This is a genomic window from Candidatus Enterovibrio escicola, assembly GCF_002464935.1.
In the GTDB taxonomy this organism is placed as follows: Bacteria; Pseudomonadota; Gammaproteobacteria; order Enterobacterales; family Vibrionaceae; genus Enterovibrio; species Enterovibrio escicola.
This window is the reverse complement of sequence record NZ_NBYY01000014.1, coordinates 1-23,168: the sequence shown is the minus strand read 5'-3', so window position 1 is coordinate 23,168 and position 23,168 is coordinate 1. Positions and strand designations below refer to the sequence as shown.

Here is a 23,168-nt window from a genome sequence, read left to right as displayed (position 1 = left end):
GATGTAACACAATTACCAAAAATTACCAACCAGTGCGTTGACGAACCGCTTTACCAATATCAGCCAAACTTTTCACTGTGGTAACACCAGAGGCTTCAAGTGCCGCGAATTTGTCTTCAGCAGTACCTTTACCACCCGAAATAATCGCACCCGCATGACCCATACGTTTGCCCTTAGGCGCAGTTACACCTGCAATATATGAAATAACTGGCTTGTTTACATTTTCTTTGATGTATACTGCAGCTTCCTCTTCCGAACAACCCCCGATTTCACCAATCATTACGATAGATTCCGTCATTGGATCTTTTTCAAACATTTCTAGAATATCGATAAAATTTGAACCTGCTATAGGATCACCACCAATTCCTATACACGTAGATTGGCCGAAACCTTCATCTGTAGTTTGCTTAACCGCTTCATAGGTCAAGGTACCTGAACGAGAGACTATTCCTACTTTTCCAGGTTTATGAATATGGCCGGGCATGATTCCAATCATACATTCACCAGGTGTAATCACACCTGGACAGTTGGGACCGATCATCCGGACACCAGTTTGATCTAATTTCACTTTCACTTCCAGCATATCAAGCGTAGGAATCCCTTCAGTGATCGTAACGATAAGTTCGATACCAGCATCTATAGCCTCTAAAATTGCATCTTTACAGAACGGGGCTGGAACATAAATGACAGATGCAGTTGCATTTGTGGCTTCAACGGCTTCAGAGACGGTATTAAACACTGGCAAACTTAGATGGGTAGTACCACCTTTGCTTGGTGATACACCACCAACCATTTGTGTCCCATATTTAATCGCTTGTTCAGAATGAAATGTTCCTTGACTACCAGTAAACCCCTGACAAATAACTTTGGTATCTTTATTGATCAAAATAGACATTATTTACCCTCAGCTTCAGCAACAACTCTTTCTGCTGCTTCAATCAAGGAGGTCGCAGCAATGATGTTCAGGCCACTCTTAGCCAGTTTTTTCGCACCTAATTCCGCATTATTTCCTTCAAGACGCACAACCACGGGAACTTTGACTCCTACTTCTTCGACAGCACCAATAATACCGGCAGCAATCAGGTCACAGCGCACGATTCCACCGAAAATATTAACTAATATTGCTTTGACTTTTTCGTCAGAAAGGATAATTTTGAACGCTTCAGCTACACGCTCTTTCGTAGCACTACCTCCGACATCCAAGAAATTAGCAGGGCTACAACCATGTAGGTTTACGATATCCATCGTACCCATTGCGAGACCTGCACCATTAACCATACAACCAATACTGCCATCCAACCCCACATAGTTAAGATCCCACTTAGCCGCATACGCTTCACGTGCATCATCTTGGCTGGGATCATTCATTTCGCTGATTTTAGGTTGACGATATATCGCGTTGCTATCAATGGTCATCTTAGCATCTAGGCAAAGTAGGTTACCTTGATCGGTAATTACTAGCGGGTTTACTTCCACCAATGCAGCATCACTCTCAATAAATAATTGTATTATACCCATAAAAATTGCAGTAAACTGTTTAACTGCATCACCCTTCAAACCCAATTTAAACGCCAGCTTACGCCCTTGATATGGCTGGGGACCAACTAGAGGATCGATTACAGCCTTGTGGATTAATTCAGGAGTTACTTCTGCGACTTTCTCAATCTCCACTCCCCCTTTAGTAGAGGCCATCAAAACAATACGGAGAGAACTCCTATCTACCACTACAGCTAAGTACAATTCTCTTGTAATAGTTATACAATCTTCAATCAAGATTTTATTAACGGGTTGACCCCTAACATCTGTTTGATAAGTAACCAAGTTTCTACCTAACCAATGTTGAGCAAATATTCTGATTTCTTCCTTTGAACTGACGAGTTTAACACCACCCGCCTTGCCACGACCACCCGCGTGGACTTGGCATTTTACAATCCATTTATCACCACCAAGTTTATCCGCAGCGACAACAGCTCTTTCTGGCGTATCACAAACATACCCTTCAGACACAGGCAGGCCATATTCGGCAAACAGATGTTTTGACTGATATTCATGCAAATTCATGATGTTATTTCCATATTAATTTCAAATTTATAGGTATCTGCTTTCCTCACAGGGTCTTTATTCCCTGTTAACCGACAAATCCTCTTAGTGCTATACGTCAAGCAGTAGGCGTATAGGGTTTTCTAAAAACTCTTTAATGGTAATCAAAAAGCCAACCGACTCGCGTCCGTCAATCAAACGGTGGTCATAAGAAAGAGCAAGATACATCATTGGCATAATTTCAACGTTACTGTTCACTGCCACAGGCCGATCTTGGATCTTATGCATACCAAGAATCGCAGCTTGAGGTGGATTGATAATTGGTGTAGACATCAATGAACCAAATACACCACCATTAGTAATGGTAAAATTACCGCCAGTTAAATCATCAACTGCCAATTTTCCATCCAAACCTTTCATTGCAAGCTCCTTGATTCCCTTTTCGATATCGGCAAAACCAAGGCGATCACAATTACGTAATACTGGTGTCACCAAGCCACGTTGTGTAGCTACCGCCATACTTATATCAAAGAAATTGTGGTAAACAATTTCCTCACCATCAATTGATGCATTGACTTCAGGGTAACGTTTCAACGCTTCTACAACAGCTTTCACGTAGAAAGACATGAATCCTAAACGAATACCGTGACGCTCCTCGAACATGTCTTTGTACTGTTTACGAATGCCAATTATGGATTTCATATTCACTTCATTGAATGTTGTCAGCATAGCTGTACTATTCTTCGCTTCTAGCAGACGTTCCGCAACTCGTTTGCGTAAACGAGTCATAGCCACACGTTTTTCACTGCGGTGATCGAATATCAAAGTATCATTTTTTGCTTGAGGTTGAGTCCGTTCCATTTTCACGCCATTTTGTTTTAAGAGTGCATAGATATCTTCACGTGTAATGCGGCCACCCACACCCGTACCTTTCAATTTCCCTAGTTGAAGATCATTTTCTGCCAATAAACGACGTACTACTGGACTCAACGTGTCATGTTGCTCTTCAGTCAACGACGCTGTGTGACGTTTATCTGGTGAGGCTTCCGATGATACCGGTACATCTACCGTCGGTTCACCAGCAACAGCACAGGCTTTTATTTTTGCGATTATTTGCCTAGAAAGTACAGTAGTCCCTTCCACTTCAACGATAACTTCCAACATACCATCTACCGGCGCAGGCACTTCTAGGATTACTTTATCTGTTTCAATATCAACTAGAACTTCATCACGCAAAACCGAATCACCCGGTTGCTTATGCCAAGTTGCTACTGTCGCATCAACAACAGACTCAGGTAGGTCTGGAACCAGAATTTCGATGGTCATATTTCTTTTTCCTTCCCTTTCTAGTTCTTAATTCAGAGTAAGTACGTCTTCAATTAACGCTTTTTGTTGTTTTAAATGTACAGACATATAGCCAACAGCCGGCGAAGCAGAGGCAACACGTCCTGCATAGTGCAGGATAGCATCAGCAGGCATTGCCAATCGGAAATTGTGTTGACTACTATACCATGCGCCTTGATTCTGTGGTTCTTCTTGGCACCACACAAAGTCCCTAGCGTTTAGGTATTCACTGATTACGGCTTGTAAGTCTTCTTTAGGAAATGGGTACAGCTGCTCAATACGAACAATAGCGATGTTTTTAATTGCTTCCTTACGTCTAGTTTCAAGCAAATCGTAATAAACCTTACCCGAACACATTACAACACGTTCTACTGCTGAGGGATCTAATTCATCAATTTCACCAATTACTGCTTGAAAATTACCGGTGGCCAAATCTTTAAGCGTTGAAATACATAGTGGATGGCGTAATAGAGATTTAGGCGACATCACGATCAATGGACGACGCATTGGACGCAACACCTGACGACGAAGCATGTGATAAATTTGTGCAGGTGTCGATGGCACACAAACTTGTATATTTTGCTCTGCACAGAGCTGTAGATAGCGTTCAAGACGCGCTGATGAGTGCTCTGGACCTTGACCCTCATATCCATGCGGAAGCAGCATTGTGAGACCACACATACGACCCCACTTTTGCTCTCCAGAACTTATAAACTGATCGATCACCACTTGTGCACCGTTAGCAAAATCACCAAATTGTGCCTCCCAAATGGTCAAACCTCTCGGTTCCGCGGTTGTATATCCGTATTCAAACGCAAGTACAGCCTCTTCAGACAATACGGAGTCAAACACTTGAAATGACCCTTGTTTATCATGAATATTTGCTAACGGAATATACGTGCTAGCATCAGTTTGGTTGTGTAACACAGCATGTCGATGAAAGAAAGTTCCTCGCCCAGAATCTTGCCCACTGATCCGAATACGTTTACCTTCATCAACAAGCGTCGCATACGCCAATATTTCTGCCATACCCCAATCTATACCTTTTTCTCCATTTAACATCGCTGTACGATCGTTATAGATTTTGTTGACGCGGCTTTGCAATTTATGACTATCTGGATATTTGCAGATACACCGACCAAGTTCCACTAATCGTTGCATGTCAACTGTATTTGGCCACTCGATAGTCCAGTCATGACCAAGATAAGGAGACCAATCAACAGAGTGGAGCACCATAGGACGATATTCTTTCGCCACATGTTCACCTCGATCCAATGCATCACGATATTCGTTAATGAGGTAAGTCGCTACCTCCAAATCGGCCACGTTTTGGTCGGCTAAAATATCAGCATATAGTTTACGGGGTGTAGGGTGTTTTTTAATTTTTAGATACATCAACGGCTGTGTTGCACTTGGCTCATCAGCTTCATTATGACCATGGCGACGATAGCACACCAAATCGATTACAACATCACGTTTGAACGTATTGCGGTAGTCTAATGCGAGGCGAGCAACGAATGCGACTGCTTCTGGATCATCAGCGTTAACATGGAGAATAGGTGCTTGGACCATTTTTGCAACGTCCGTGCAATATTGCGTAGAACGCATATCATGCGGATTCGACGTCGTAAAACCAATTTGGTTATTCACCACAATACGAATTGTGCCGCCAACACGGTACCCGCGAGCTTGTGACATGTTAAAGGTTTCTTGCACAACACCTTGACCTGAAATTGCAGAATCACCGTGAATGGTGATTGGCAGTACGGTTGAACCATCTTTATCCCCTAAACGATCTTGACGGGCACGTACGGAACCGATAACTACAGGATTTACAATCTCTAAGTGAGAAGGATTAAACGCCATCACTAAATGAACATTACCACCTAACGTTGCAAAATCGCAGGAAAAACCTTGGTGATACTTAACATCACCGGTACCCCAAGCTTCGTCGTGCTTACCCGCAAACTCATCAAACAATTCCGACGGTTTTTTACCAAGAACGTTGACCAACATATTCAGTCGGCCACGGTGAGCCATACCTACAACAACTTCACGTCCCCCATTTGCTCCAGCCTGGCGAATAATTTCTTTCACCATTGGAATGAGTGCGTCGCCACCTTCAAGAGAAAAGCGTTTCGCACCTGGGAATTTAGCGCCCAAATAACGCTCTAAACCTTCTGCAGCAGTCAACTCCTCAAGCAAGATCATTTTTTCTTCTTTCGAAAATTGCGGCTGACCAACAACGGATTCAATCCGCTGTTGAAGCCAACGTTTTTCCTCCGTATTGGTAATATGCATGTACTCTGCACCAATAGAACCACAATAGGTTTTCTTAAGAACCTCATACAAATCGGCAAGTTTCATGTTATCTTGACCAACAGCTAAAGAGCCAACGTTAAATGTTTCCTCAAAGTCATCTTCATTAAGTGCGTGAAATGATGGTTCTAAGTCAGGCACACGCTCACGCTGCCAGATACCTAAAGGATCCAATTTTGCCTGTTGATGTCCTCGGAAACGGTAAGCATTGATAAGTTGTAATACTTTGACTTGCTTTACGTTAACATCTGGGTCACTGATTGAGGAACTAGGATGCGCTGTCTCCCTAGAAAGTTTTCGAAAATAATCACGAACTCTTGCGTGAGATTGCTCTGGCACCTTCCCGCCAACCACGGGCAATTCATCAAAAACAGTTCGCCATTCGTTATCGACAGATTCGGGGTCACTGAGGTATAGTTCGTAGAGGTCTTCTAGGTAAGTTGTATTGCCACCAGCCAAATGAGAAGACTCCAGCCACGTCTTCATCACGCCATTTTGCATTATTATCCCTTAACTACTTAAGTATATATTACGATGACCGAGAATTTCCCAGTCTCCTTTTAGATCCTCTTTTGGACTCCTAAATCTTAATACTTACTTTAAGTACAGATACTTTCCTAGACAGCTCTTTTGAGCAGCATTGATCGGATATGTCCAATTGCCTTTGTCGGATTAAGCCCTTTCGGGCAAACATTTACACAATTCATTATACTATGACAACGGAAAACACTAAAAGCGTCGTCTAAGTCTGATAAACGCTCATCTGTTGCAGTATCCCTGCTATCGATCAACCAACGATAAGCTGCTAACAAACCCGCAGGTCCAATGAATTTATCTGGATTCCACCAAAACGACGGACACGCTGTAGTGCAGCAAGCACACAGGATACATTCATATAATCCATCAAGATGGGCACGATCCTCTGGAAATTGAATATTCTCACGTGTAGGGGGTATACCTTCACTAATTAGATAAGGCTTCACTCGCTTATAATTCTGATAAAACTGTGTCATGTCCACAATCAGATCACGCACTACTGGCAAACCAGGTAATGGTCGTATGACAATGTTTGGCTGGTCTGTTAATTCTGAAAGCTGTGTCACACACGCAAGACCATTCTTACCATTCATATTGATACCGTCAGATCCACAAACACCTTCGCGACAAGAGCGACGGAAGGACAGCGTAGGGTCTTGCTCCTTGAGCAAGATCAACGCATCAAGAACCATCATATCTGATCCATTTGGCACTTCCAGTATGTAGCCCTTCATATAAGGCACTTCATCAACATCAGGGTTGTAACGGTATACGGATAAACTTAGTTTCATTGTCGTAACCTCCCTTAGTCCTTAGTAAGTTCGCGCTTTCGGTGGAAACGCATTACGGTATATTGGCATCATGTTTACACTACGCTTAGACATGCCTTCAGTTTCAGGATTATAGATAGTGTGGCATAACCAATTTGCATCGTCACGTTCTTGGAAGTCGAAGCGGGCGTGCGCTCCACGACTCTCCGTGCGATAACATGCAGCAACCGCAGTAGAAAATGCGGTTTCCATCAAGTTATCCAATTCCAAACACTCAATACGTTGAGTGTTAAATTCACTAGACATGTCATCTAAACGTGCCTCTTTCAGGCGTTCTCGAATACCTTTGAGTTCCTCTAACCCTTTAGCCATTACTTCACCTTCACGGAACACTGAGAAGTTATTTTGCATGCAAGACTGTAAATCTTTACGGATTTGCACAGGATCTTCACCTTTAGGCGTTAAATTCCAACGATTCACACGTGCCAATGAAACTTCAATATCATCTTCAGATGCATCACACGCTTCTGTCTGTACAGCCAAGGTATCACCAAGATGTAGACCTGTTGCTCTACCAAATACTATCAAGTCAAGCAGTGAGTTACCTCCCAAACGGTTAGCTCCGTGTACAGAGACACACGCAATTTCACCACAGGCAAACAAACCTTGAACTTCAACATCAATACCGTTCAAGTCCTGTTTGATTGCTTGACCCGAAATTTGCGTTGGTACACCACCCATCATATAATGACAGGTTGGAATAACAGGGATAGGTTCTTTAATCGGATCGACATGTGCAAACGTGCGAGATAATTCTAGAATATTAGGAAGACGCGCTTCAAGAACATCTTTACCCAAATGATCAAGCTTAAGCTTAAGGTGTGAGCCCCAAGGACCATCACAACCACGTCCTTCACGGATCTCAACCATCATCGAACGGGCCACCACATCACGGCCAGCAAGATCCTTGGCATTAGGAGCATAACGTTCCATAAAACGCTCACCGTCTTTATTTAATAGGTAACCCCCTTCACCACGACAACCTTCTGTAACCAAGACGCCCGCACCGGCGATACCTGTTGGGTGGAACTGCCACATTTCCATGTCTTGCATCGGTATTCCTGCACGTAACGCCATACCTACCCCATCACCCGTATTAATATGTGCATTGGTGGTCGACTGGTAAATTCGACCTGCTCCGCCAGTGGCAAGCACAGTTGCTTTTGCTTTAAAATAACAAAGTTCACTACTTTCCATGCACATGGCAGTCACACCTACTACGGCACCATCTTTGTTTTTTACCAAATCTAGGGCAAACCACTCAGAGAAAATTGTTGTTTTATATTTGATGTTTTGCTGGTAAAGAGTGTGAAGTAAAGCATGCCCAGTACGATCTGCAGCAGCGGCTGTGCGTGCCGCTTGTTCACCACCAAAGGCTTTAGATTGACCACCAAAAGGACGTTGGTAAATGCTCCCGTTTTCGAAGCGAGAAAAAGGAAGACCCATCCTTTCCAATTCAATGACCGACTTCGAACCGTTTTTACACATGTATTCAATCGCATTTTGATCCCCGATATAATCAGAGCCTTTTACAGTGTCATACATGTGCCATTCCCAGTTATCTGGGTGTAGGTTACCCAACGCAACCGTAATACCACCTTGAGCTGAAACAGTATGAGAACGAGTAGGAAATACTTTTGATAGCAGGGCACAAGACAAGCCTTGCTCAGACATTTGCAAGGCTACGCGCATTCCTGCACCACCCGCACCAATGACAATCGCATCAAACTCCCTAACTGGAATACTCACTTACACACCCCACAAAATGAAGAAACCTGTAAATAGATAGACGAATAATACTGTAACGATAGCGAGTTGCATCAAAACACGCACTAATGTCAGTTTGATGTAGTCAGTCAGAACTTGCCACATACCAATCCACGCGTGAATAAGCACACAAACCAAAGCCAACATAGTGAATACTTTGTTACTGGTTTGACTCCAAAATTGAAACCAAGTTAGATAAGTCAATTCAAGACCAAATGTAAAGAAACATACCATGTATATAGTGTAAAATGTCATGATGATGGCAGTCGCACGTACAAGAATAAAATCATGGACACCGTTTCTTCCGAAAGAAGATGCGCTTCCTACCACACCAGAATCCCCGCTAACACTGATACAACAATTGTAATCCAGAAAGTAACTTTAGCACTTACTGCTCCAGACTCAAGTTCTTCGAAATATTTCAAATCCATCAATAGATGACGTAGCCCACCTATAATATGATATGCTAAAATCGTAAGAATACCCCACAGTAAAAACTTGGCAAAAAGACAATCGATAATATATGCAGCAAATTCAAAACCACTTGGAGATGCAAGGGAGATGCTTAAAAGCCATAGAAGGATGGCAACTGATATCAACGTAATAACACCTGATATACGATGCATAATTGACGCGATCGCGGCAATTGGGAAGCGAATGGTACGTAGGTTTAAATTTATCGGTCTTGGTTTAGTTACTTTCACGATATGTCCTAATCAGCTCCATTGAGCAATTCTTGTTATAGCACATTTTGTAAATTGTAAACACATTTAACGGAAATGTTAACCGAACCCTAAACCTGAAATATCTTAACCTGAAATATCTTGATTACTTATACAGCTCTTACTAGTACTTAATACAGTCCATGAACCCTTTTACGCAGAGAAAAGTCAGTTACAGCCCAAGAACGTCTCAACATTATGCAATATCTAGAACCTTTCGGAACAGTATATGCTCTGTTACATTTAAACTCAAACCAATAAAAATCACGGAAAATCAGAAACAGAACATCAACTCTAACTCACACATTATTTCTATACTTGTGCAAATACGACAAAGTTCACGTCTTAAAATTGACATCTCATTCAGTGATCGGTAAAACAACGGAGTCCATATCTAGGATGGGATTATAAAATAACATAAGGAGAATGTTATGGCAGATAAGAAAGCTATCCTCAACATAGAAGGGAAAGCACCTATCGAATTGCCGATCATAGAGGGCACAATTGGTCCGGAGGTGATCGATGTCCGTGTATTAGGTTCAAACGGTTACTTTACGTTCGACCCTGGTTTCGTCGCAACTGCGTCATGTGAATCACAAATCACATATATCGATGGTGACGCTGGTGTATTATTGCATCGTGGCTTCCCCATTGATCAGTTAGCCAATAATGCGGATTATTTAGAAGTTTGTTATATCCTTATGTATGGGGAAGTTCCGACCCGTAAGCAATATGCAGAATTTCGACGAATTGTGACTCGTCATACCATGGTTCATGAACAAATAGCAAGCTTTTTTCATGGTTTCCGACGTGATGCCCACCCAATGGCTGTCATGGTTGGTGTAGTTGGTGCTTTAGCGGCATTTTATCATGATTCCCTTGACATAAATAATGACGAACACCGAGAAATAACAGCATACCGTCTACTTTCAAAAATGCCGACTCTAGCGTCAATGTGTTATAAATATTCAATTGGTCAACCCTTTGTCTACCCGCGCAATGATCTGGATTACGCAGAAAACTTCCTACACATGATGTTTGCAACACCCTGTGAACGGTACGAAGTGAATCCGGTTGTCGCTCGAGCAATGGATAAAATATTTACTCTGCATGCAGACCATGAGCAAAATGCGTCAACCTCTACGGTACGTTTAGCAGGTTCTTCTGGTGCTAATCCCTTTGCATGTATTGCGGCAGGTATTGCATCTCTATGGGGACCCGCACACGGTGGCGCAAATGAAGCGTGTCTGAAAATGCTGGAAGATATTGGCTCAGTAGAAAACATTCCTGAGTTTATTGAACGAGCAAAAGATAAGGATGACCAATTCCGTCTAATGGGCTTTGGGCACCGAGTGTATAAGAACCATGACCCACGGGCGACAGTAATGAACCAAGCATGTCATGACGTTCTGGATGAACTTAAGATCAGTGATCCTCTGCTTGATATTGCGATTGAGCTTGAGCGGATCGCACTTTCAGATAGGTACTTTATTGAAAAAAAACTTTATCCTAACGTCGATTTTTACTCTGGTATCATCCTGAAGGCAATAGGTATTCCAAATTCAATGTTCACCGTGATTTTTGCGATGTCTCGTACGATTGGTTGGATTGCCCACTGGAATGAAATGCATAGCGACCCGCAAAACCGTATAGGTCGTCCACGTCAACTTTACACAGGCCATGATAAACGCGACTTTACGCCCCTTAAAAATCGAGAATAATCAGTATAACAAAAAGCTCAAAACGCCACTCAATGTGGCGTTTTCTTATTTAGCCTCTCAACCTAAACAGGATTATCAATATCAATGAAACTAACATTAAATCCATAGTTATCAGCCAACCATTCACCTAGAGCCTTCACACCATAACGCTCTGTTGCATGATGACCCGCACCAAAATAATGAATTCCCTGTTCTCTAGCTGAGAAAGTAGTGTATTCAGACACTTCCCCTGAAATAAACGCATCTAAAAGTTTGTTTGCCGCTAGGTCAATATAGTCTTGCCCTTTTCCAGTGCACAATCCGACTCGTTTAATGCTACTTACAGAGTCATTAACAATGTGTAGCGGAGAACGTGATAAACAGTGATCAATGTGCATCGAAAAGGCATTTGGAGGCATTGCCCTAGGCAACTCGCCCCACACTGCCAGTGAATTAGCATTACCATCTTCCAGACCACCCATTAATTCAATTCCTAGACGCCTTGCCAGTTGTACATTATTTCCAATCTCAGGATGTATATCCAACGGCAGATGATAAGCGTAAAGATTAATATTATTTTCAATAAGTGCTTTAATACGGCGATACTTCATCCCTTTTAATGCTTCAAATTTACCTCGCCAAAAATAGCCATGGTGTACCAAAATAGCATCGGCTTTATCCTCAATAGCTACTTCAATTAGAGCTTGGCAAGCCGTCACTCCCGTTACTATCTTTTGAACGGTGGTTTTACCCTCAAGCTGCATACCATTTAGGCAATAATCTTTAATCTCCTGAGGTTTTAAAAATGTATTAAGAAGTACTTCTAATTCGAAGTTATTCATTATTCATCCTAGATCAGAAAAGAGTTGATGAATCCTCTGTAATTGAAACGGCCTACCCTGAGGTAGAGAATCATTAATTCAACACGCAAGTGTAAAATTTTTGACTCAGCTGTTCGTAGTTCATTGTAAACTAAGATAGAGTCTACAAATCTAAAATATTTTAGAAATCTAGCTTCTATTCTGCAATAGCAGTGACTTATTCATTATGATTATGCATTCAATAAGTTGATCATAATTTGAAGATAATACTCACATAAAATGAATCTACCGATCTCTTCATCATGCATTTCGGCTTATTTTGGTATCAAATCGTTTTCCGATTGAGTTATGTCAAGCGTTTACGGAGGATCAAAACTGCCCTCTCAATACATTGAGTATTAGAGCTTGCCAACAATGTTGTTTATTCTCGGGAAGAGATATCTTACATATTAAAACCATCCGTGCACCAGAATGCAACATTGAATATAGATAATGGATTGTAAAGTAAATTAAAGTTTTTCTTCCACGACAACTGAATGCGTGAGCAATTATTTTCTTCAATCTAGGCTCCCAAACCTACCAGAGCCAGAGCTAGTTATTGTTTTACCCACGAAATACCATTTTTCGTCTACATTCACAGATATGCACCACTTCCTGTGCATCAATATTTTATAAAATATTGACAACGGCATTAATACTCATGTATAATTTAGAGAAGAGCATCTAGGATGCCTGCGCAGTTGTTCATAGCAAGTTTAATAATTTACTCTTTTATCACAGCCTGACAAGGCTTGTCTGTATATCCAAGCTGGAAGATCCGGCCACATGACTGCCAACGATAGATATAATGAATCACATGTAAAAGTAGTCTTCTTACCACTAAGAAAGATTTATTGGATACCTGACCCTCGTGACGATGCCACCAGTACCATTTTTGATAGAACTGTGTCAATTTGCCAATTATCAAATCATTCAAGACTATTGATCAACGATCACCATTTATAACCTCAGAAGCCATCTAGCTATATAGTAGGATGGAAAACTGGAAAATCATAGGCCAGCATTCTCGAACACATTACCAATGATTTTTTCTGCTTCTTCTTCAATAAGACATAAGTGTTCATCACCTTTGAAACTTTCACAGTAAATTTTATAGACGTCTTCAGTACCGGAAGGACGCGCAGCGAACCACCCAAATGTAGTGGTCACTTTTAAGCCATCGATCGCCTGTCCATTGCCCAGAGCATGCGTCAATTTTGCTGTGATCAAATCACCCGCTAATGTCTCTACAGTTATCATTTCAGGAGACAGTTTTCTCAGTACCTCTTTTTGCTGACTATTAGCTACAACTTGGATACGATTGTAGCTTGAAGTACCAAACTTAGCAGCTAATTCATTATAGTACTGCTGAGGATTTTTACCAGTCACCGCAGTAATCTCAGCAGCCAGCAAACATAATAGTATCCCATCTTTATCCGTACACCAAGCAGTACCATCCATGCGAAGAAACGAAGCACCAGCACTTTCTTCACCACAAAATCCCAGTTTACCTCTGAACAGACCATCAACAAACCACTTGAAACCTACTGGTACCTCGTACAATTGACGGCCTAAACTTTCGACCACTTTATCAATAATAGCACTAGAAACAAGCGTTTTACCTACCGCAACGTCTGACGACCATTGAGGTCGGTGTCGATACAAATAATCAATACACACTGCCAAATAATGGTTAGGATTCATCAGACCCGTCGACGTCACAATACCATGACGGTCAAAATCAGGATCATTGCCAAACGCAAGATTGTAGCTGTCTCTATGCCTCAACATACTAGCCATCGCGGAAGGCGATGAGCAGTCCATGCGAATAATTCCGTCTGTATCGAGTGTCATAAAACGGAAAGTTGGATCAACCTCGTCATTGATTAACGTAATATCCAGTTCAAAGTATTCGGCAATTGATTTCCAATAATTAATTCCTGAACCACCAAGTGGATCGACACCAATGTGAAGATTCTCATTTCTGATTGCTTCCATATCAACCACTTGGTCAAGATCGCGTACATATGGCATCATCAAGTCTTGCTCAATGTACAACGCACTCGTAATCGTTTCAGAAAATATCAAACGTTTAACACCATTTAGGTCGTTTGCAATCAAAGTGTTTGCACGTGTTTCAATTAATTTAGTCAGTTCACTTTCTGCAGGTCCTCCATGAGAAGGATTATACTTGATACCACCGTCATGTGGAGGATTATGCGAAGGCGTAATAACAATACCGTCTGCAAGTTCCTCATTTATCTTATTATAACCCAAAATAGCATGGGAGATTCCTGGCGTTGGGGTATATCCGCCATCAGCCTGAGCGATAACCGTGACACCATTAGCAACCAATACTTCGACGACAGAGCAAAATGCAGGCTCTGACAGTGCGTGAGTATCTTTACCGATAAATAAGGGACCGAAAATTCCATTTTTAGTTCGAACTTCTACAATAGCCTGCACAATAGCTAAAATATGATACTCGTTAAACGTATATTTATCAGCACAACCACGATGACCAGAAGTACCAAATGCCACATTATGGTCAAGGTTGGTTGGATCCGGAGTAAGTTGGAAATAGTTTGAAACGAGAAGAGGAATATTGTGGAGATCTTGCTGCTGAGCCGGTTGCCCTGCACGATCACTGATAGCCATACAGTTTTATCCTTTCAGAAAGTTAAACTATTATTAGATATAGAGGCACGCTATAGACAGAGACTTTTAAGTCTAGCACATTATTTCTAACCAACGATGAGTTAGTTTAGGGCTGAGTAATTCTTTATAGCGAAACATAGCTGTCTCTGCTAATGAGCATTTGTGAGAATCCCTGTTCTTTTTCCACTCCGCAAGTTTATCTTCTTTTAAAGCCTTTATAGCTTCATTCCGAGGATGTCCTTCCTCCCAGTACCCCTCGTTGCTTCGAGGTGGAATACTAGACGTTATTCCTTTGTTCTTCAGTACATGGTGACATACTCTTGTATCATAGTCTCCATCAGCACTGATTTTCTGTATCTTTCGTCGTAATGGGTTAAGCAATATAGGTAAAACCTCATTATCACCCACAGAAACTAAGCTAACTTCTGCAGTAATAACCTCATGAGGTAGACATATCAACGGCAAGATAAAGTTTACGCCAGATACGCAGCTTCTCTTTACCGTGTTTACGTGTTTTCCATTCACCTTCGTCGTATACTTTTAGGCCTGTGGCATCGATAACGACGTGGACGACCTCTCCTCAACTCAGCAAACAGTACTTAACTTTTACGCTCTTCAAACACTTATTAATCCAAATCTATGTAGGGGATTTTAGCGGGATATCCATCAACGTAAAAACCGAACTGAGAAAGCCTTTTAATCCACGAAGTAGGAGTTTAAAAATACCTTTCACCATTAGTGCCGTTTCAATCGTGGTATCCAAAAATATAAACCCCAGCCACGATGCGCGTGGATGCTTTAGATAAGAGCATATCTTAAATAGCAGCGACGTCTATCCAAACAGTCACTGAGCACGGTTTACTAATACTTGATTATATTGTTTCCAGTTGCTGATCTTGTACTTAGCCTTTCCCCTCATCACCTCCCGCTTAACTCCATGATGATCTAATCCTAATTGCGATTAGTTCATATAGTTGGGAAACCACACCCGTCAGAGCTTACCTAAAAAACTGTCAGATTAAATTGCACAAACAACTCGCTGAATAATGTCACCTGAGAAACCCATTTTATTCATTAACTGTTCAATCATCTGACGTTTACGACCCGTATTGGTGTTGGTTATCACCCAAAAAGGAGTGCTTGGAATATGTTTTGGCTTAGTGGTTTTTCCACTTTCCAATAACGTTTGCTCATTGTCTGCAAAATAAACACGAGTGCGTCCTTTAAATGCCGTCGCTTCATAGAACGACTGTCCATCAATACGATACAGTGTCGAAAGTGCCAACATAAAACGGCCAATTGCTTTATTCTGTGCAGAAAATCCATCAGATATCAACAGTGAGTATATTTCCTTAACACGATTAGTTATGTCACTTTTTCCAGTGTATTTACTGATAAAAGGTCCATTCTGTTTAGAAATGGTGGTAACCGATGTAACTGTAGGTTGCTCCACATGCTGTAAAATCAGCAGTCGACGTAAAATATTAGATGCGCTTTCGCCAATGTGTTGAGTTTGGCTGGCAATATATCGGTATAACTCTTCATCGACCTCAATTGTCTTCATCGTTTGATCATCGTGTTCCAATTACAATTCAGTGAAACTGATTATACAGAATATGGTATGTATACCAAAATAACTTGAAGATACTTGATTTAAGAGATCATCAGTGCGTTTAGTTTGAGGCAAATCCTTATAGGAATAATCAATCTATTTCATGAAGAGTTAACGATGTTATTGGTGAACCGATACCATCCCGTGATGGGATGGGTTACTGACGTTCTTCTTGGTGTTATCCCTTTTGACAGTGCTCACTACACTTACAAATAGATGCCTTGATCATGATATCATCAGAGTTAGCTGAAGCCTCTATCTTCAAGTTTTTTAGGTATAGACCCTAGTGGAAAGTAATTTATTCTGAAAGAAAATTACTGTATTCTTGCGCTTTACAATCACAGGCTCTAAATTCAGGCTCGAAGCAAAACACTTCCCAATTAAAGCTACTAATGTCATTTCTTTAAACACAAGGTCAGGCTGTTTAGATCCTAAAAATTTCTTAGGCCGATGATTGATCCTTGCTTAAGAGAAAGTCATATTTTCATCCGTGATCTTTTTAAAGTCTGTCCCTTTCTTTACGTACTATTTCAAAAGCCCATTAGCATTTTCATTTATCCCTCGTTCCCATAAAGAGTAAGGATGGGTAAAATAAATCTCAAAATCCGAAGGTTTTGCTATCATTCATAATGAGCCAACTCTCGACCATTATCTGCTGTAATCGTCTGTACATGATTTTTGTATGGTATTAGTAAATCAATTGTCGCTGCGGTGACATCCGTTGCCGATTTCGATACCACTTCTTTAAACAACCTGATCTACACATAATAAATAACCTCAGATCTGCAGAAGCGCTTGCTTATCAAGCCGAGTCATCTTGATATTTGGATTCTTTGGTTGAAATAAATACACGATTAGTCCTGCCAGGAAGCTGACACAATTACGGTGCCAAGAATGCTCGATTTGGGATATATTTTTTAGTTGATCAAAAACGGTTTCAATAATAAATCATTTCTGGAGCATCAGGCGATCCAAAAATTTTACCACTTTGGGTTTCATATTTTTCTCACACCCGTTATCAGTGTCACTCCCTTGTCCCCGTATAAACACCCCAAAACTCGTCAGCCATTTCCGATATAGGATTTCTATTATCCACCTTAAGCGTCGTCACTTTAACTGAGATAATGCCACTTGAGTCATTGATAATAAAATATAGTTTGAAACCAGAGTAACACCCCACCGTTTCTTTTCCTCGCTTCTCAGTACTTTTAAAAACCTGATGTCTGAGAATACGGAGGTTGTAATAAACCTGTAGTTTGGACAAATCAACGAAAGTAATCCCTATCGGCATTACCTGACGGTGAGTGAGGTAAGAGCAAAACAGAACCAGAAAACTTTGCATGAGTTTAAACATTTTCCTGTAGCTGACTAATTCAGGAAATTCGTGGGTGAATCAGCGGCAAATAAAGTGGATGTAATAGGTTTTGAAGTCTTGATACCAGATTGATGGAAAACTATCACTATCGTCATCACTCCGCTAACTGAGAGACGAAAAGGCTTGTTTCTTTGTTTGAAACTGGAAGAAATGAAGTGTTTTTTCCATGCAGGGAGAAAGGTCTGGCAGAAGTCGTCGATATCGACGACAACAGCATCTAAGTTATTCATTTCCAAGTCCTTATGCAGTCAATAGTTTTTTTAAACTATCAGATCACGACTTTGGCATTTAGTTTGTTTCTTATGCGCAGCTCAGGTTATTTCAGCATTTCTAACGAATATCAAAAAGGCATAGAACGACAATTCCAAGAATAAAAAACACATATAGTGTACAGGAACAGGTCACAGGCTTTTCACTGAAGAAACTTATAGGGTTGCACGTGTAATCAACCAATTTTAGCAACGTCATGACATTACAATTGTAGCGTTGTTATGTTATGATCTACAGTAATAAATAGTCTAGAATGGAGCTAGAGATGTGATTCAAGTATTTTGAATCATTTGCGATGAATTAGCCTAGATCTCCTCCTTACAAGTGTGTTTTTTATCGGCATGATGATCAAGGACGTACTAATACTAATTCAAGGAGAAAAGTACCCCTGTCGCTGTCGTATTGTTTTCTTAGTGTTTTTTACGAATGTGGTGGCTTTATCACTTAAAGAAGTAAGCTAGTTATTTTTTGGAGGAATAGACTGCCTAAATAAACCTCATTCAGCCAGCATTGTAGAATGCAAAAAGTATCACCCTTCTTATACTACACTATACATTCTGGGCTGTATAAATTACATCCCGTCTAATCAGACAATAGGTGTTCTCTATTATGGCGAGCGTAGGACTCTTCTTTGGTAGCGATACAGGTAACACTGAAGCTATCGCCAAGATGATTCAGAAACAACTGAGTAAACAACTGGTTCACGTTCAGGATATCGCTAAGAGTAGCAAAGAAGACATCGAGAGTTTTGATCTTCTGCTGCTAGGCATCCCTACATGGTACTACGGTGAAGCTCAGTGTGACTGGGATGATTTCTTCCAAGAATTTGAGCAAATTGATTTCTCGGCCAAGCTAGTCGCAATTTTTGGGTGTGGTGACCAAGAAGACTACGCTGAGTACTTCTGTGATGCAATGGGTACCATCCGTGATATTGTCGAGAGCAAAGGCGGAACCATCATTGGCCACTGGTCAACGGAAGGATATGAGTTTGAAGCGTCAAAAGCTATGGTCAACAACCAATACTTTGTAGGGCTGTGTATTGACGAAGATCGTCAACCCGAATTGACAACTGAACGCGTCAAAATATGGGTTAAACAAATTCACGAGGAAATGTGTTTATCTGAACTAAAAGACTAGTAGTTGGCAATATCATACGCACCTTAGGGTGCGTCTCTATTATTGATCTGTCACTCTTACATTTGTTTTTTATTCAAATATGCGTAATATTCCAATAAGTTAACTTCAAACATGCATAAGAACTTGCTTATACAGGTCTGAGGTTAACTGACTAGTTATAACACACAACACGAAAACTTGCTTTGAGGTACTTACTGCAAAGCTGATATTAATGACGAATTCAGGATTCTTTAACAGGCCTCCCCTCTATTTGTCGCTAACACCCAACTGCTTCCAAAAGTTTTTATACCTATCCAATCATCTCTAACTTCATCAGAATCGTCGATCATGGCGATGATCCAGTGAAGTTTCGTCTTTAGGAAGCCATGGGCTTTAGCTTGCTATAACAATGTATCGCCATCGAACTGATTGAGCTTTTAGAACAAAAACCATATCAATTAATCACTATCAGAAACAAATAAATCAAAGAATACACCATTCTTTTGGTGGGAGAGCTGAACTAACTCCATCCTTCTCCCAAAAAATACAGATTTTAAAGGATTACGACCTGCTACCTTTTCGAAAAGCTCTACATAACTGATACGTTTTGTGTAGCTCATCATTGAATTCACCAAGTCTCATGCTGCCCTCGCTATCACTTCATACCCCTTTTTAAAATTAGCTGTCGCTTGAAGGCCAGAATATCTCACTCGTGGAAATCTTTTAGGAAAAATGTGCTGAACTCGCCTACCAATAAATACCTGAACTCCACTATCTCATACATTGTCAACTTCATTTGATGTGATTGGTAGTAATACTTAACTTGATGACCCTAATATCCAACTATCCTAGATAAGCCTATCGGCGGGGATGATAAATATTTGGTTAGGTATCGGATTAACCTTCGGTAGTTTTTGCTTGGGACTGTATTTTTACGACCATTGCTAGGACAGGAATAGAAACCATCAGGATAATTAGCCCATAAGGTTCTTGTCACATATTGACGCGCTGGAAACTCAATCTCCATTAACTTCAGTAAGTATTTTTGCCAAAGTAATCATAGCTGAGATAACGATAAATGCTGCAACCCTTTCCAATCTAAGTTTAAAGGAAAGAATGCACCTTCAGCCAGTATCACATGTAAATGCGGATTGTAGCTGCTATTACGACTATGGATATGGATGAAAACAATGACGGCGATTTCACATGCATCGGTCTTAAAGTGCGCCTTAATCAATTCTGATAAACAAGCTTCCGCTAAGACCATAAATCCAGAATACAAACGCTTCTGATTGGAGTGATTATGGAAAGAAATAGGAAGTTGCTCAGGCAATGTTAAGACAACTTGCCGATAGTTCACTCCAAGAAACAGGTGGACGCCTCTTTTAACCATATTCTCCCGTGCATAACACTGTCCACATTGCGGACAAGCTTTCCCCTTACAAATAAAGTTAACTTTATGTTGCCCTTTACCGTAACAAAAACATTGGAGCATTGGTAAGTGGCAAAGCCATTTTCTGAGCTTCCACACTTCAGCATCTTAGAGATTTATGAATGATAATAATCTGTGTCATCGCTGGTATGACTGGATACGAATATAGACTAATTCGTAGTGAAAATCCGTTTAAAACGAAGCAGATTTGATTTGATACCTTTGAAATTAATTCATGATTTTTATCTGTTCAATCTTACTAAATCTATCACAGAAATAGACATGCCATAAGCCCTACCACATATAGTTTCTGGAAGTAAATTTCTAGGAAAAATAAAATTAAAATAAGCACTTTTCTAGTGCAATCTACAAGCATTTTCAATTTTATTTTTCGGTGAGCAGCGAATCCTCATCACGCTCTACAATAATTTAAGCAATTTCCAGCTGTTCACCCATCGCATCGATGGCTGAACAACCAACCTTTTATTTTTAGCAACTTGGGTAGTTCTGGATAGTGGTTATTTTATCTTTGGTGAAGAATGAAGCAAGATAAAATAACCAGATGTATAACAACACGTTAGGTAATATTATTATCAGATAGGTAAACTATTTTACCATCGATAGCAATAAATTCCCCCTTTGTTTTATCATAAAAACTCACCATATAATCGATAAATCACCATTGAAACAACTAGGATTTATTTGGTTAATGACACGAGCAACCGTATCGTCAACATAGATACCTCAATGGAAGTAGCCATGCTTTTAAACCAATAGGAATGATCAACATCGAAGTCTTCAATATCTTCCCAACCATCATAGTCCGCAATAACGATCATGTATTCAATAAATTGACTATTATTTAAAGGTAACACTCAAGTTACAATGAATGTACCAATCACTTTTTGGTGTATCTCCGTTAATTTTGAGTGTCCAATCATTCTCAAATTTAGTCGTTTCAAGCATGTACGGATGGTCAGATCTTCCCTCTTAAATACGTTGTATATAGAGTTTGCCAAAAATCTATTTACTTCTCTGGAAAAAATATTGTACACATTAAAACCGTACGTGCACTAAAATACAACATTGAATATGTATAAAAAATTAAAGGACTTCACCCTCAGTCACCTGAAATGAACAACTTAGTGGAGAATCAGATAGGGCGTTGTTCTCGCTCCCACTGGTAATCATCAAGAAACCCCTCTATATCTTTAAGTAAAAGATTCTCATCAATTTTTGATTTTGGTTTATTTCTGGTAATACAAGGCGTTATATTAGTAGCCCAACGAAATAAGGTTCGCATTTCAACATCAAAATGAATGATTGTCTGTTCAAACGTTAAGTCGTGTTCTTTTTTGTAAGCCATAACTCGCTGGCGGAAATCTAAACTAACCTGAGCTACGCATAAGAAATGAACTAAATATCCAAGTCTCGATCTGATCGTTTGAAAAATTATTGACCGAATAAGGACTTGGGTATCTCGTTCACTTATTTTGTGTACTTGAGTTTTTCTGTGCTTTCAACTAGTTTCGTGGAGACTTGGATCAACTTTACAGTCACCGTCTAAGCAGTGACCGTATAGATAGAGGCTGTGGTTTCTCAAAAGGACATTGTATTGGGTAGTGATTGCTTTTTGACGTTGTTCAATAACTTCGTCTCTAAACTCAATAACTTTGCCACAATCTAAACAAACCAAGTGATCGTGATGCTGTTGAGTATCAAGCTCGAAAACTGATTTTCCACCTTCAAAGTGGTGACGAGTCACAATTCCAGCATCGTCAAATTGGTTGAGTACGCGATAAACAGTAGCTAGTCCAATTTCTTCACCAATATTAATTAGCTTTTTATATAGATCTTCAACACTGATGTGCTGGCAGTCTGGCTGTTGTAAAACTTCTAAGATTTTCAAGCGAGGTAGGGTGATCTTTAATCCTGCGTCTTTCAGTGCTTTGTTATTATGTGACATCCGGTTCTTCCTGAGTAATTGTCTTTCCCCCGAGTATGAATGAGAACAGAAGAAAGAGCTGGCTAGCGTAGCAAAAGTGGTAAGTTGTCGCTAGTAACACAGATCAAATAACTAATCTAATTAGTTTGTTTTTCGACTTTTTATTAAATTTTATTCATATAATTGGCGAGTTCAGAATAGGAGCTGATATGTAGAAATTATATAAACTAACCTGAGCTGCGAGAAAGAAATAAACTAAATACCAAAGTCTCAATATGATCGTTTGAAAAAACTATTGACTGAATAAGGACGTAGGCATAAATAACTTATGACGCTGTTTCCGTCGATATCAACAACTTCTGCCAGATTTTCCTCCCTGCATGGAAAAACACCTAATTTCTTCCGATATCAAACAAAGAAACAAGCCTTTTCATCTCTCAGTTAGCGGAGTGATGACGATAGTGATAGTTTTCCATCAATCTGGTATCAAGACTTCAAAACCTATTACATCCACTTTATTTGCCGCTGACTCACCCACGAATTTCCTGAATTAGTCAGCTACAGGAAAATGTTTAAACTCATGCAAAGTTTTCTGGTTATGTTTTGCTCTTACCTCACTCACCGTCAGGGATTGCCTTTGT

Annotated in this window: 20 protein-coding genes and 3 pseudogenes; 3 read left to right on the top strand and 20 right to left on the bottom strand. The window is 40.4% G+C overall.

The window, feature by feature from the left end; translation table 11 throughout:
* Positions 1–22: 22 nt before the first annotated feature.
* The 8 genes from sucD to sdhC form a co-directional block, all read right to left on the bottom strand.
* Entirely contained in the window at positions 23–895 is an 873-nt protein-coding gene (sucD, locus tag BTN49_RS06200; protein ID WP_097356463.1) for a succinate--CoA ligase subunit alpha, read from the bottom strand.
* Entirely contained in the window at positions 895–2,061 is a 1,167-nt protein-coding gene (sucC, locus tag BTN49_RS06195; RefSeq protein WP_097356462.1) for an ADP-forming succinate--CoA ligase subunit beta, read from the bottom strand. The genes sucD and sucC overlap by 1 nt, the downstream gene beginning before the upstream one ends.
* Before the next feature lie 90 nt (positions 2,062–2,151).
* On the bottom strand, positions 2,152–3,366 hold the full coding sequence (gene odhB / locus BTN49_RS06190) for a 2-oxoglutarate dehydrogenase complex dihydrolipoyllysine-residue succinyltransferase (RefSeq protein ID WP_097356461.1): 1,215 nt from the start codon (positions 3,364–3,366) through the stop codon (positions 2,152–2,154).
* Between the two features lie 27 nt (positions 3,367–3,393).
* The gene (gene sucA / locus BTN49_RS06185) at positions 3,394–6,204 is read right to left on the bottom strand and encodes a 2-oxoglutarate dehydrogenase E1 component (RefSeq protein WP_097356460.1); all 2,811 of its coding nucleotides are present in this window, start codon (positions 6,202–6,204) and stop codon (positions 3,394–3,396) included.
* Positions 6,205–6,320: 116 nt separating this feature from the next.
* Positions 6,321–7,031 (bottom strand): succinate dehydrogenase iron-sulfur subunit, encoded by a 711-nt coding sequence (locus tag BTN49_RS06180; RefSeq protein WP_097356459.1) that lies wholly within the window; start codon positions 7,029–7,031, stop codon positions 6,321–6,323.
* 21 nt (positions 7,032–7,052) lie between these two features.
* Positions 7,053–8,819 (bottom strand): succinate dehydrogenase flavoprotein subunit, encoded by a 1,767-nt coding sequence (gene sdhA, locus BTN49_RS06175; protein WP_097356458.1) that lies wholly within the window; start codon positions 8,817–8,819, stop codon positions 7,053–7,055.
* Positions 8,820–9,167: a succinate dehydrogenase, hydrophobic membrane anchor protein gene (gene sdhD / locus BTN49_RS06170; RefSeq protein ID WP_097356457.1), complete on the bottom strand. Its 348-nt coding sequence runs from the start codon at positions 9,165–9,167 to the stop codon at positions 8,820–8,822.
* Positions 9,161–9,541 (bottom strand): succinate dehydrogenase cytochrome b556 subunit, encoded by a 381-nt coding sequence (gene sdhC / locus BTN49_RS06165; RefSeq protein WP_097356456.1) that lies wholly within the window; start codon positions 9,539–9,541, stop codon positions 9,161–9,163. Before sdhC ends, sdhD begins: the two co-directional genes overlap by 7 nt.
* A gap of 449 nt (positions 9,542–9,990) precedes the next feature.
* Between sdhC and BTN49_RS06160 the strand changes: the two genes are divergently transcribed.
* Positions 9,991–11,280: a citrate synthase gene (locus BTN49_RS06160; protein ID WP_097356455.1), complete on the top strand. Its 1,290-nt coding sequence runs from the start codon at positions 9,991–9,993 to the stop codon at positions 11,278–11,280.
* A 62-nt stretch (positions 11,281–11,342) separates the two neighbouring features.
* On the opposite strand, the gene BTN49_RS06155 is transcribed toward BTN49_RS06160, so the two are convergent.
* The 7 genes and pseudogenes from BTN49_RS06155 to BTN49_RS22130 form a co-directional block, all read right to left on the bottom strand.
* Positions 11,343–12,101: a Nif3-like dinuclear metal center hexameric protein gene (locus BTN49_RS06155; RefSeq protein WP_097356454.1), complete on the bottom strand. Its 759-nt coding sequence runs from the start codon at positions 12,099–12,101 to the stop codon at positions 11,343–11,345.
* 1,029 nt (positions 12,102–13,130) lie between these two features.
* Positions 13,131–14,777 (bottom strand): phosphoglucomutase (alpha-D-glucose-1,6-bisphosphate-dependent), encoded by a 1,647-nt coding sequence (gene pgm / locus BTN49_RS06150; RefSeq protein ID WP_097356453.1) that lies wholly within the window; start codon positions 14,775–14,777, stop codon positions 13,131–13,133.
* A 72-nt stretch (positions 14,778–14,849) separates the two neighbouring features.
* Positions 14,850–15,302: a transposase gene (locus tag BTN49_RS06145; protein ID WP_146679207.1), complete on the bottom strand. Its 453-nt coding sequence runs from the start codon at positions 15,300–15,302 to the stop codon at positions 14,850–14,852.
* A gap of 112 nt (positions 15,303–15,414) precedes the next feature.
* Positions 15,415–15,513, bottom strand: coding sequence for a hypothetical protein (locus BTN49_RS06140; protein WP_146679205.1), 99 nt, complete (start codon positions 15,511–15,513; stop codon positions 15,415–15,417).
* A gap of 282 nt (positions 15,514–15,795) precedes the next feature.
* Positions 15,796–16,341 carry a replication initiation negative regulator SeqA gene (seqA, locus tag BTN49_RS06135; RefSeq protein WP_097356450.1) on the bottom strand — a complete coding sequence of 182 codons (546 nt, stop codon included), beginning with the start codon at positions 16,339–16,341 and terminating at the stop codon, positions 15,796–15,798.
* Between the two features lie 444 nt (positions 16,342–16,785).
* Positions 16,786–17,141 (bottom strand): annotated as a pseudogene (locus BTN49_RS17655) (IS30 family transposase); the annotation flags it as partial.
* Positions 17,142–17,166: 25 nt separating this feature from the next.
* Positions 17,167–17,994 (bottom strand): annotated as a pseudogene (locus BTN49_RS22130) (transposase).
* A 649-nt stretch (positions 17,995–18,643) separates the two neighbouring features.
* Here BTN49_RS22130 and fldA point away from each other — a divergent pair.
* Entirely contained in the window at positions 18,644–19,171 is a 528-nt protein-coding gene (gene fldA, locus BTN49_RS06125; protein ID WP_097356449.1) for a flavodoxin FldA, read from the top strand.
* A gap of 437 nt (positions 19,172–19,608) precedes the next feature.
* Here fldA and BTN49_RS13970 read toward each other — a convergent pair whose 3' ends face one another.
* The 5 genes from BTN49_RS13970 to fur all read right to left on the bottom strand — a co-directional run bounded on the left by BTN49_RS13970 (position 19,609) and on the right by fur (position 22,548).
* Positions 19,609–19,782: a hypothetical protein gene (locus BTN49_RS13970; protein WP_158523654.1), complete on the bottom strand. Its 174-nt coding sequence runs from the start codon at positions 19,780–19,782 to the stop codon at positions 19,609–19,611.
* Positions 19,783–20,207: 425 nt separating this feature from the next.
* On the bottom strand, positions 20,208–20,543 hold the full coding sequence (locus BTN49_RS06120) for a hypothetical protein (protein WP_394336649.1): 336 nt from the start codon (positions 20,541–20,543) through the stop codon (positions 20,208–20,210).
* A gap of 914 nt (positions 20,544–21,457) precedes the next feature.
* On the bottom strand, positions 21,458–21,637 hold the full coding sequence (locus BTN49_RS20635) for an IS1 family transposase (protein WP_097356447.1): 180 nt from the start codon (positions 21,635–21,637) through the stop codon (positions 21,458–21,460).
* A 98-nt stretch (positions 21,638–21,735) separates the two neighbouring features.
* Positions 21,736–22,023: a transposase gene (locus BTN49_RS06110; protein ID WP_223824071.1), complete on the bottom strand. Its 288-nt coding sequence runs from the start codon at positions 22,021–22,023 to the stop codon at positions 21,736–21,738.
* Positions 22,024–22,101: 78 nt separating this feature from the next.
* A complete protein-coding gene (fur, locus tag BTN49_RS06105; protein ID WP_097356445.1) occupies positions 22,102–22,548 on the bottom strand; it encodes a ferric iron uptake transcriptional regulator in 447 nt (148 codons plus the stop codon).
* Positions 22,549–22,848: 300 nt separating this feature from the next.
* On the opposite strand from fur, the pseudogene BTN49_RS22125 reads away from it, so the two are divergent.
* Positions 22,849–23,168 (top strand): annotated as a pseudogene (locus BTN49_RS22125) (IS982 family transposase); the annotation flags it as partial.